Source organism: Neobacillus mesonae (assembly GCF_001636315.1).
In the GTDB taxonomy this organism is placed as follows: Bacteria; Bacillota; Bacilli; order Bacillales; family Cytobacillaceae; genus Neobacillus; species Neobacillus mesonae.
The window spans coordinates 2,147,096-2,158,702 of the sequence record NZ_KV440949.1 but is presented as its reverse complement, the minus strand read 5'-3'; the positions used below and the strand labels follow the sequence as shown (position 1 = coordinate 2,158,702).

Here is an 11,607-nt window from a genome sequence, read left to right as displayed (position 1 = left end):
TATATGAACGAAACGGGTACATCATCTTACGATGCAGCGGCCATATTCAATATTTCATCTCCTAGACTGATTCGAAATTGGAGAAGTAAATTTGAACAAGGTGGAATTGGTGCCCTAGAAAAGATGAAAAAGGGGCGTCCACCAATGAAAAAGAAAGCGAAGAAAATCGATTCGAAAAAATCAATACCTGCAGAAGGGTCAGTCGAAGCACTGCAAGAAAAAATCGCTCGATTAGAAATGGAAAATGCTTACCTAAAAAAGTTGAATGCTTTAGTTCAAATGCAGGAAAAATTACAAACAAAATCAAAGCGCAAGTAATTTTTGAACTAAAGGATCATTATGAAGTCGTGGATTTAGTTGAAGTCGCTGACATTCCACGTAGTACGTATTATTATTGGGAAAAACGATTAAATCAAGCTGATAAATATGTCGAAGTAAAAGAAGCTATCAAAGAGATTTTTCATGAACATAAAGGTCGTTATGGGTACCGTCGTATAGCGAAAGAACTAGAGAAAAAAGGATTTCATCACGATCCGAAAACTATCAATCGTTTAATGAATGAAATCGGCCTAGAATGCCTAGTTCGAATGAAAAAGTATCGTTCTTATAAAGGAAATGTAGGAAAAACTGCTCCAAACCTACTAATCCGCGACTTTTCTGCCGAGAAGCTGAATGAAAAATGGGTAACTGATGTTACAGAATTCCACCTATTCGGTGAGAAACGTTACCTCTCACCAGTACTTGATTTATGTAACGGAGAAATAATCGCTTATACTTCGATGAAACGTCCAGTTTATAAATTAGTCGGCGATATGTTAAATCAAGCGATTGAGCGTCTTCAACCTGGGGACCAAGTAATCCTCCATTCAGATCAAGGATGGCATTATCAAATGAAGCAGTATCAAAAAACATTAGAACAGCACCAGATTATACAAAGTATGTCTCGTAAGGGTAATTGTTTGGACAATGCAGTTATTGAAAATTTCTTTGGCTTATTAAAGTCTGAACTTCTTTATCTACAGGAGTTTGATAGTATTGAGCATTTTGAAAAAGAATTAGAAGACTATATTCACTATTACAATCACAAACGAATAAAGGCAAAATTAAAAGACCTAAGTCCGGTAGAATACCGAGCTCAGGTCCTCAAAGTAGCCTAAAATATTTGTCTAACTTTATTGGGTCAGATCATTAATGAGTAGGCTTTTATTGTTTTAATGCCATTGTTTGTAACTATTCTTACGTTTAGGCCCAGTACCAGCCTTCCTGTAACTAGAGGCAAAGTAGGCATTGTACAAGCACCTCTTGCCACCTAGTTCCAAGTTAGTCTCATTATTGTTTTGTATCTTACGATAAAGAGTCATTCTAGAGATACCAGCTTTCTCTGCAGCATCCGTACGATTCATCCCTTGTTACAGAAGAAAACTCACTGCCAACAACTAAGGTAATAGAAGAATTAACACCCAAAAACAAAGAAAGGTGAATTTGAGTAAGCTCAAATTCACCTTTCTTACTATTTGAAGTTAGTTATGTCCCAGCCTCTTTCGTATTAAATATTGATGCCTGACACCCACCACACTACCTTTTAATTCAGTATTTTTACTCTTTAGGAGAATTAAATTTGTTTGGATTCTTTGATACGATATGTGCAGATTTGAATTCTAATTCGAGATCTTTAGTTGGGTAAGCAGGTTCTGCCAGTGTGATTGTAAAGGTAGTTACTTCGTTGGCAGGGACTGTGAATGGTCCAATTGATGAATTGGTTAACTCCTCTCCTGATACTACATAAGAGTGGTTTCCGATTTCTATCTGGTATTTCTCGTTGGCGTTTGCCTTACCGTCAAATTCAAGATATACTTGACCGCCTTTGTGACTGGCAATGTACGCTGTTTGGCGAACAGTCGTTTGTTTTGTGGTATAATAACTTCCTCTATCGGCATAGCTGCGTCCAAGGTAGAGGTCAGCAGGATTGATGTTCCATGTACCGTCATTTTCATTGGTAAGTGTCTTTTCAGGAATGATGCGAAGGTCTCCTGCCAATTTAACTTTAATGACTGGAAGGATTGCGTCTGTTGGTTTATTCGGTAAGGTGATAACTAAATCATTACCCTCTTGCTTCCATTGCAGTTCACTTGTATTTCCATCCTCTTGGACGTTAAGCGCACGGGTTGCAAGTCCTGAGAGTTTCAGTTCCCCGGATTGAGGCCAATTTATTACGTGTAAGAACAGATCATGGTTGTTTACTGTCACTTCCCCCCAAGGCTGTTTACCAAAACGAGTTGCTGAGGCACCTAAAACAGCCCCAGGATGTCGATCAAGCCAGCTGCCAATGGCGCGCAGTACATCCGCTTCAAAGTCAACGACTGATCCATCCCCGCGAGGACCAATATTTAACAGGTAATTACCCCCTCGTGCTGTTACACTGGTTAATCCAGTTACAAGATCGCGAACCTTCCCATCAAAATTATCCCGGACCTGCCAGCTCCGATAGCCCCAAGTTGAGTGATAAATGGAGGCAGGTGTTTGCCATGCTCCGTCTAAAGTAGATGCAGGCACTTGATTATCCCCTAAGGTACGAAAATCGCCTTGATTATTAAAAATTCGGCTATTGATAACGGCGTGCGGCTGAAGTTCACGTACGATTCCAGCAAACTTACTGCTTTGTGCCTGTGTTGGAGAGGACATATCAAACCATACCTCTGCAATTGGTCCATAGTTAGTCATGAGTTCACGTATTTGTTTTTCAATGGTGGGTTCCATCGATTCCGGAATGGAATTGTTATTGTTGTTATCGAAAGGATGACCTTGATGCCAATCCACAAGTGAGAAATATACACCAAATTTTAACCCTTGATCACGACAAGCATTTGCTAGTTCCTTTAATGGATCCTTTCCATATGGCGTGCTGTCAACAATATTGTAATCTGTTGTGGCCGTATCAAACATCGAAAAACCGTCATGATGCTTACTTGTGATGACGACATACTTCATTCCAGCATCCTTTGCTAGTGAGCATATCTCTTTCGGGTTAAAATTTTCTGCTTTAAATTGATTGGCGACTTTAAGATATTCCTCTTCAGGAATGTTGGCCCACATCTGAATTTGTTCGCTATATCCTCGTGTAACAGGCTTTTCTTTGTATACGCCGCCAAGCTCAGAATATAACCCCCAATGAATGAACATCCCATACTGCAAGCGCTGCCATGCGGCAATGTCCTCATTAGAATTATACTCAATGGTACCGGGAATTCCTTTTAAATTCCCTTTATTTTCCTCATTAGCTGCATCTGCACTTGCAATATTGGAAAATGTAGACACAATTGTCATAAACATTACTCCTAACAAAGCAATCATTTTAAACAGTCTACTTTTGAACATTATAAACCTCCTGGTATTTTTAAGTATTGCGATAATTAAATCTGCAATGTGCCTTCCATGCATCTTTTGTAAGGTTTGCTAATTTTTGAGATGAGTTGAAAAAGAGTTATGTAGTGTTATATGTGCAGCACATAAAATCTCACCTCCTTAAAAATATTTTCATAAGGTCTTAGTAACTTCTTGTGAAGAAGATAATATGTAAAAAGGTAGTTTCTTTGGGTTTTGAGTTTATATACTGAGGCGTGATGGTTAAAAGTAGAGCATTAGAGGAGAGTGATTTTTGTATTATTTTGAATATTATCATATTGATTTTATTAAATCAACTTATATCTTTGTTTATATTTGGTAATTAATTTAAAATCCATATCTTTTAAAGGTAAACAAAAATTTATTAGATTGGTTTAAAAAGTACCTTTATTTGTTCGGTGCTTTAAATAAATATCACCACTACATGATAAAAATATAGAATAAATTTTGGTAATGCAACCGTATAGTTTTAAGTGTATTTGGAACAAAATATAGTTATTTTTGTTTATGTGTATTTGTTGGAAGGTTTCCATATTTTACTTGGAAATCCATTTTAATTATAGGACCTTATCTTTCTTCAAGAATAATTCTCCTTTTTAAGACCATTACATAATTAGAAGGAAGATCGCTCCAAGGACTATAGCCTACAAAAGTGAGAATTCTAAAAAGATTTTTTAATAATGTAAAGCATGGAGACAACTTCTAGGACACCATATTCTTGTTAAGGGATGTGGTATTTTTAATTCACTAACTAGGGGAAGTAGGAGGAACCAGTCGAAAATATTAAAATTTTATGACCGTTTGGCTAAGCAAGGTCCTTCCTGAGGGCAATGAACCTATATAGAGATAAAGAGGTTCAATTACTGCCTAAATGGAATGGGGAGAGCGTGATGAATTTCAGCTTTGGAAAGTATAAAGGAAAACCGGTTGCATGGGTCGTCATTGAGGATCCGGATTATATCAGCTGGTTCATTCGTCAAGAAATGAAGCATCGCAAGGAATACGGTTTCTCCATTGAGATCATTAAGAGGTTCGATGAAATCCCATTTTCAAATGCCAGCTGCTGCGCCCGTTATCATTGTCAAAATCCAGTTGAGTATTTATGTCTTTATGATCTTGAGTATTCCGGAGAAAACTGGGTATGCGATTATTGCGATCCTTGGTCACTATGGGTACGGGAGAATAAACTAACAACCGTTAATAAATATGAAGAAACAATTGGGCTTCGAAACCGAGCCAAAATTATCAAGGCCTTTGCAAGAGCGAAGGGACTGCCGGAGAGGATAACGGAGAAGGGTTTGAGGGAGTTTTTTTGTATTGAATTGAGTTCCTGTCACCGCCCAGAGAACTGATTTTTACCGATGCTTCGGTTTTAGGAGCTGCTTGGGCAAAATCAGGTGCTCATTTTTACCGATACTCGGGTTTCAGGAGCTGGTCGTGCAAAAGCGTCACATAAGCAGATAATGCTTTTTCTCAATTTCTCCCCCCCTTCAAATACAGAAAATTCTTTGATTCGTTAATGTAGTAATCTAAGAATTTTACGAAAATCTTAAATGCCTTATTTGCAATATCTCTTTTGCAAATAGGCATAAATTAATAGTTCTCAAAGCTTATATAATTTTTATTATCTCGTGAATATTCTTGTTGTAATTTGAAAATTAATACAATTCGGAAATATTACATGCCATAATATTAATTACCTCAATGGAAGCGAGCAGCTAAAGATATAAAGAGGTATGTGTATTTTTTTACATCTTTAATTCTTAAATTCTTTTATAAAAGGGGGGAAATATAAGAGTTTCACATACTTAGTGTCACTCAAAAGAAAAATATAACAGACAAAAAGAATAGTAAATTAATTTCGGAATTTAAAAAACTATGATGCGGAGGATCTTCAATTTGATGAAAAGAAAAACTTTAGTTTCTTCTACAGTAGCTGTCATGACATTGTCGGCTATGTTTGGATTAAATCATACGATTATGGCTTCTTCTACAACAATGCTAGAAAAAAAGACAATAGCTAATACAGCCGCGGCACCGCCAGCAGCTGGACAAATGAACCCTACGTTGACCCCTTACTTTGGCCAAAGCTACAAGCAGCCAGAGCAAGTTAAAGCATTATACCCAAATCCTACTATCAAATTTGATACCCCAGGATTTAAAGCAGGGAAGCAGAATTTCACCACTCAAGAGGAAATGATGAAGTTTTTAAAAGATTTGGATAAGAAAAGTAAGCTTATGAAGATGGAGAACTCTATTTATTCGCTTGAGGGGCGCGAGATTCCGCTGCTTATTTTTACAACAAGTAAAAATGAACATTCAGCTAACTTTAAACGTAAGCCGACCGTTTGGATAGAAGGTCAGATTCATGGAAATGAGCCGGCTGGAGGGGAGTCACTTTTAGTAATGGCTCAACAACTAGCCACAGGTGAACTGGGTAAAGATGTACTTGAAAAAATCAATGTTGTCATGGTACCCCGAAAGAACCCGGATGGCTCTTACTATTTTCAACGACAGAATGCGAAACGGCTGGATGCAAACCGTGATCATATGAAATTTGAATTATCGGATATGAGAGAAGTGAACAAAGCGTACCAGCGATTTAAACCAGAAGTAGCCATTGCAGCTCATGAAGAAGGTGTTGGTAATGGTACCTTTCCTGACATCGGTGAAGCAGGAGCACTAAAATATTATGACATTAATATGGCGAAACAATATAACTTAAACACGCCTAAATCAATTTTTGAAAAGAACGATGAGTGGTTAATTAACCAAGCTCATAAAGATCTAGAGAAAAATGGATATTCCTCGTCCGCGTATCTACTTGTTGAGCGCTCTAAAGACGGTGAATACAAGGTATCTGAAGAGGGAACGGAGCCACGCTTCGAAACCACTTACCAAGGCCTTCAGCCGAGTTTTTCTTTATTTATTGAAAGTCGGGGGATAGGCATTGGCCGAGAAAACTTTGAACGCAGGGTCGCAGCACAAGTGACTACGCAAACAAGTTTATTGAAGACAACAGCACGATTAGCGTCAGAAATAAAATCCACTGTTAAAGCTGCCAGAGAAGAAGTCGTTCGAAAAGGTGAAACGGTGAAAGACAATGATAAAATCATCATAACCAGCACACATCAGGAGCTTGCTGAAAAGAAACTATTGAAAGTGGTCGACATCGCCAAAGGGGAAGTTGTGGAGATACCAGTTAAGTACCTTAGTCTTGATAAAGGAATCCCTACTCTAGAACGAGTCCGGCCAAATGCATACATTCTGCCTCCAGCGTATCACGATATTGCTGAAAAGCTGCAAATAGCAGGTATTAAAGTAAGTAAATTGAAAGAGGAAAAGGTACTGACCGTTGAGCGTTACATGGTCACTGAACAAAAGGCGGAATCCCCTTACTACCAAGGACACATATTGAACAACGTCAAAACGGAAGTACAGGAGAAAAAGTATGTCTTTCCAAAGGGAAGCTACGTTTTCCAAATGAACCAGCCTGCAGCAAACCTGATTGCAGAGGCGCTTGAACCTGAGGCGGTCGATAGTTTCGTCAGATTTAATTTTGTACCTGTAAACGTCGGTGAAGAAATTCCTATCTACCGATATATGAAAGAAGAAAGGCTAAATGTAGAGCCAGTGAAAAAGAATATTGGAGAATAAATTATTACAAGATCAGATAATGTAAGAATAATATACTTTTTACGGCCGCCTTTGATGGGCGGTTTTTCTTTTTAAGGGGTCAGACCCCCACTCATATGAAAGAAGTAGGAGAGAAGAGGCATTGCTATTGGTTGCAAAAAGAATGAAAGATAAGGGTAAGACCATAGAGAAATTTTCGACATTTTTTATCCATATTTGTAGATTAAAAGTAATGGTGATTATTTACTTTATATACTGTGGTCTAATTTTCCTAAGTTAGGTTTTTCATTGCAGAAACCTCTAAGTGGGCAAGAAAAAGATACTTTATAAGAGGCAGGCCGTGTATGGTACTCGTCCATTTGTTATGACCATCTTCCTGTTATCAGGGGAGTATTTGAAATCGGAAATAACTGATTGTTCAAAAAATAGCATCGTTTGTTGGATTGTTATGTTTTACCAAAACTGTTTATACTAGGGTTACTTTTTAATGCTGTAGATGTTAAAAATGACGGGGGGCTGAAGAATTGAAGCGAATATTTATTGGAATTGCTTTACTTTGTTTATGTATTGGGATTAATGCTGCTTGTAGTCGAAACAATACTCCAAGTAATTCGTCGCAGCAGCTGAAAAGCGGGACTGCAGGCTCAGAGCAAGCGAAAGGGAATGAAACAGACGTAAAACAAATGAAAAAAGGAATCACCGAATCGGAACCAACCGATAGCAAGACTGCAAAGCTGCTTCAAGAACTGCTTCGTTTTGATTCTACCAATCCTGGAGGGCAAACACTTGACCAGGCAAAATTTTTAAAAAAGCTCTTTGATAAGGCTGGAGCGCAAACGGAAATTATTAAAACCCCGGAAGGTCAGGCACATTTTATCGCTCGTTTAAAGGGAGATGGGAGCCAGCAGCCTGTGCTGCTTGCTGGTCATGCGGACGTCGTTCCCGCTGAAAAAGAAAGCTGGACAGTTGACCCGTTTGGAGGTGTTATTAAAGACGGATACGTGATGGGACGAGGAGCAATGGATTTCAAGGGAGGTCAGGCCGTTTTTGCCAGTGCCGTTTTAATGCTTGCGGAAAATAAGGTACCACTTACACGTGATGTCATATTTCTTGCAGAAGCAGACGAAGAAGCGGGAAAATATGGCACAGATTGGCTGGCGGAGCATCATTGGGACAAAATTAAGGCAGAGTTTGCCTTGAACGAGGGTGGCTGGATTTTTCAAGATGAGAACAAAAAGACCCGCCAAGTAAACATTACTGTACAGGATAAAATCTATGCCTCGATCAAGTTGACAGCTACAGGAAAACCGACCCATTCTTCGCGTCCGATGCCGGAAAGCTCGATCTCTCATTTGACGAAGGCCCTGGCAAAGGTGGCAGATTGGGATACGGATCCGACGCTGAATCCGATAACAAAAGAATATTTCCAGGCTCTCTCAAAAAGTGCAAAGGAACCGCTTGCTGGCTATTTGAAGATGCTCGTAGATGGAGATGATCCAGTAAAAGTTAGCGAGGCTGCTAAGAAAGTGGTCGAACTCGGCGAATATCCTCTTCTATGGCATGCGTTAATGCGGAATACTGTCGCTCCGACCATTGTCACTGCGGGAGTAAAGGAAAACGTCATACCTGGCAAAGCGGAAGCCATTATTAATACTCGTATCGTACCGGGTTCATCACCGTTTAAAGTGATGGAGGAGATTCGACAAGTCATCAATGATCCAAATGTAAAGATTGAGCTTTCAGGAGATATGACAACGGAAGAAGCGGCAGAATATTATGAGAAGAAGGCAAAGGAAGAGCCATCTTCGACTGAAACAGAACTCTTCAAGGCACTTGCGGAAAGCAGCAAAAAACAATGGCCTGAGGCTGAAGTTGCCCCGGCATTGTTTGAAGCCGGAACCGATGCAGCTCCATGGCGGGACAGAGGAGTTCCTGTCTACGGCATTTATCCATACCCGCTCGACAATGATACGTTAGAACGAATGCATGGTAACGACGAAAGAATTTCTGTGAAATCTCTTGATGAGGGAACTGAAATGATTTACGACACCCTTGTGAAAGTGGCCGGTAAATAAGGAGCATTTATCAAGAATGCTGGCTTTCAAAAGCTTAAACGGTCATTTATCACCACATCAACATAGCTGTTTTAGAGGAAAAATTGAAAGAATCCATGGCGTATCGACGGCGGTTTATAATAACAGATGGTGTTTTTAATTTGCCTTTAGGGTGAGGGGCCAGGTTGGGTATACACTCTAAAACTGGTCTCTCTTTTTATTAAAATAGTAGTCTATTAAAAAATAAAATTAGTTTTTACATTAAATTACTATTATTTATACGTTCCATCGGTATAATTTGTGATGAATAAGATATAAAAGGGAGAGGTAACATGAAGAAAAATTTATTGCTACGCAGGCTAGTTATTCCAACATTTGCTTCATTAATTGCTGTTGCTAGCCCACTAATAACACTAGGAGCAGCAGCAAAAGAAAAGGTACCCCAAGAAACTTCTCCATCAACATTACGTGAACCAGAAACGGGATTCCGTGTGTTACCCTATTTACAATCTCCAACTAGTACTTCTATGACCATTAGCTGGGTATCAGAGTTAAATGAACCTGGTAATGTCATTATTACTGGTCCTGGAATAAAGATGAAAAAGTTGATTTCTGCCCCACATTACATGGAATTAATGGAGTATACGGAAAAAGAATTAAAACAAGAATTAACGTATAACAGTGGAAATGGCGTAGTAGAAACGATTCCACAAGGCTCTTGGTTAAAATCAAATTCCAACTATAAACATTCTGTCACCATTGATGGGTTACAACCAAATTCAACCTATCATATTACCGTAAAACAAGGAAAAGGTACCCATACTTCTCGTTTTGAAACGTTTCCAGAGCGCGAAAATTGGGATAAATTAAAGCTTATTGCCTTTTCCGATTCTGAAACAGAACCGTTCGGGGCATTAGAACATCGTGAGTGGGAATTGCATACAGTCAATCCTTATGCTCCAGGTTCAGAGGAACGTCCGGGTAAAGGATCCGCTTTTGATAAAAAATATGGAAATGCTGCACGCAATAATATGTTTTTAGTTCGTTATTCACTCGATCAACAAACGGCTTTAAATGAAAACTTAGCTCATATCGAAAAGGAGGACCCGGATGCGTTAATAATCACTGGTGATTTAACACAAGGTTCAGGATATCAGCCTGGCTGGGATGAGTTTTGGCGACACTTTGCAGGTGAATTTACAGATATTGCTTCCAAAACGCCGATATTACCTGCTTTAGGAAACTGGGAAACATATGCAGCCATTAATAGCGGTTACGGAAGTGATGCGGATCGGACACCAGCAGTTATATCTCGTAATAGGTTCCATGAATACTTCGATACTCCTGGTGATGCAGAAAACCCTCAGTTTAAAGATTCGTATTACCGAACAGATATGGGGCCAGTGACATTATTAACATTGGATTCAACTAATGGAATTCCTGATGAATCAACCGTTACAAAGACTTTTACAGGTTCCGTATACAGTGGAAATGATTCTGTATTAAAGGAATTAGTATGGGCAGAACAAGGTGTGAATGGTGATCCGTACATTACGACAGATACACAAGGTGAATTTACAGCTGAATCTTATTACGATGCGTACACAAAGGTTTTCAAAGGAACAACAACTAAGGATTCAGACCTGCCAAACTTTAATCCAGGTACTGAGCAATACAAGTGGGCGGAAAGGCAATTAAAGGATGCACGCGAAAAGGGACAAATCATTCTAGTGCAATTTCACCATGCAGCCTATTCAAGTGGTGTTCATGGTACACCACCAAATCATACAAAAGCAGATAACCAATCTGGTGTGGCTATGCGTGTATATTCACCGTTGTTTGAAAAATATGGCGTTGCTACTGTGATTTCTGGACATGATGAAATGTTTGAACGCAGCTGGGTAGATTTAGATGGAGATGGAAGAGGTTTCCATTCTTACGACGTTGGTGTCGCGGCTGACGGTTTACGCGGCGAAAAAATGATTAAAGATGAAAACGGTAATTATGTGCCACAAGACTATAATACCTATACTCAATGGAGTGCAACTCAAGATGAGCCGGAATTTTGGCAAACGAATAAAAATGGAGTCAAGCAATTAATTGATGGCGGTTTGCATTACGGACATTTACAAATGGATTTCGTGAAAACTGCAAATGGTACGGAATTAACCTTAACACCTGTGTATATTTTCCCAATCCTGGATGATAACTATGACTTAGTTCGGACTGAACGCCGTGTCTATCATGATGTTCAAAAGATTCATTTCGATAAGATGGGAAATGTCATCCCAAACGTTGAGTTAATATCGAAATCCGATTTTTCTGGACGAAGAATCTAAAGATCTCAGCAGAAGAATACAAAACAAACAAAGATTATGAAAACTGGGTGTTAATCTGCGACTGAGAAAATATCAGGCAATCTCATTAATTGCGCAGGGACACTGGAATTGGTACATTAAAACATAAAACTCGCCGGGAATTTGGCGAGTTTTTTCTTTAGTTATTTAAATGGAGA

General features: G+C 39.0%; 5 protein-coding genes and 3 pseudogenes (1 of these 8 running past the window's edge). 6 read left to right on the top strand and 2 right to left on the bottom strand.

Annotation, left to right across the window (positions count from 1 at the left end):
* Window positions 1-81 (top strand): annotated as a pseudogene (locus A6749_RS28865) (transposase); its annotated part reaches 207 nt to the left of the window's first position; the annotation flags it as partial.
* A gap of 80 nt (window positions 82-161) precedes the next feature.
* A pseudogene (locus A6749_RS27610) lies at window positions 162-1,157 on the top strand (IS3 family transposase); the annotation flags it as partial.
* 171 nt (window positions 1,158-1,328) lie between these two features.
* Here A6749_RS27610 and A6749_RS28860 read toward each other — a convergent pair.
* Together A6749_RS28860 and A6749_RS10245 are read right to left on the bottom strand one after the other, a co-directional pair.
* Window positions 1,329-1,409 (bottom strand): annotated as a pseudogene (locus A6749_RS28860) (helix-turn-helix domain-containing protein); the annotation flags it as partial.
* A 187-nt stretch (window positions 1,410-1,596) separates the two neighbouring features.
* On the bottom strand, window positions 1,597-3,375 hold the full coding sequence (locus A6749_RS10245) for an alpha-L-fucosidase (RefSeq protein ID WP_066388973.1): 1,779 nt from the start codon (window positions 3,373-3,375) through the stop codon (window positions 1,597-1,599).
* Window positions 3,376-4,292: 917 nt separating this feature from the next.
* On the opposite strand from A6749_RS10245, the gene A6749_RS10240 reads away from it, so the two are divergent.
* The 4 genes from A6749_RS10240 to A6749_RS10225 all read left to right on the top strand — a co-directional run bounded on the left by A6749_RS10240 (window position 4,293) and on the right by A6749_RS10225 (window position 11,431).
* Entirely contained in the window at window positions 4,293-4,754 is a 462-nt protein-coding gene (locus A6749_RS10240; RefSeq protein WP_066388970.1) for an exodeoxyribonuclease X C-terminal domain-containing protein, read from the top strand.
* A gap of 550 nt (window positions 4,755-5,304) precedes the next feature.
* A complete protein-coding gene (locus A6749_RS10235) occupies window positions 5,305-7,059 on the top strand; it encodes a M14 family metallopeptidase (protein ID WP_236719780.1) in 1,755 nt (584 codons plus the stop codon).
* Between the two features lie 503 nt (window positions 7,060-7,562).
* A complete protein-coding gene (locus A6749_RS10230) occupies window positions 7,563-9,113 on the top strand; it encodes a M20/M25/M40 family metallo-hydrolase (protein ID WP_201787875.1) in 1,551 nt (516 codons plus the stop codon).
* A 311-nt stretch (window positions 9,114-9,424) separates the two neighbouring features.
* Window positions 9,425-11,431, top strand: a complete 2,007-nt coding sequence (locus A6749_RS10225) for a metallophosphoesterase family protein (RefSeq protein WP_084797775.1) — start codon at window positions 9,425-9,427, stop codon at window positions 11,429-11,431.
* Window positions 11,432-11,607 lie beyond the last annotated feature (176 nt).

Bases quoted from the DNA above. Each gene is read 5' to 3' on its own strand.
- A6749_RS10245 (WP_066388973.1), bottom strand. From the start codon at position 3,375: ATGTTCAAAAGTAGACTGTTTAAAATGATTGCTTTGTTAGGAGTAATG.
- A6749_RS10240 (WP_066388970.1), top strand. From the start codon at position 4,293: ATGAATTTCAGCTTTGGAAAGTATAAAGGAAAACCGGTTGCATGGGTC.
- A6749_RS10235 (WP_236719780.1), top strand. From the start codon at position 5,305: ATGAAAAGAAAAACTTTAGTTTCTTCTACAGTAGCTGTCATGACATTG.
- A6749_RS10225 (WP_084797775.1), top strand. From the start codon at position 9,425: ATGAAGAAAAATTTATTGCTACGCAGGCTAGTTATTCCAACATTTGCT.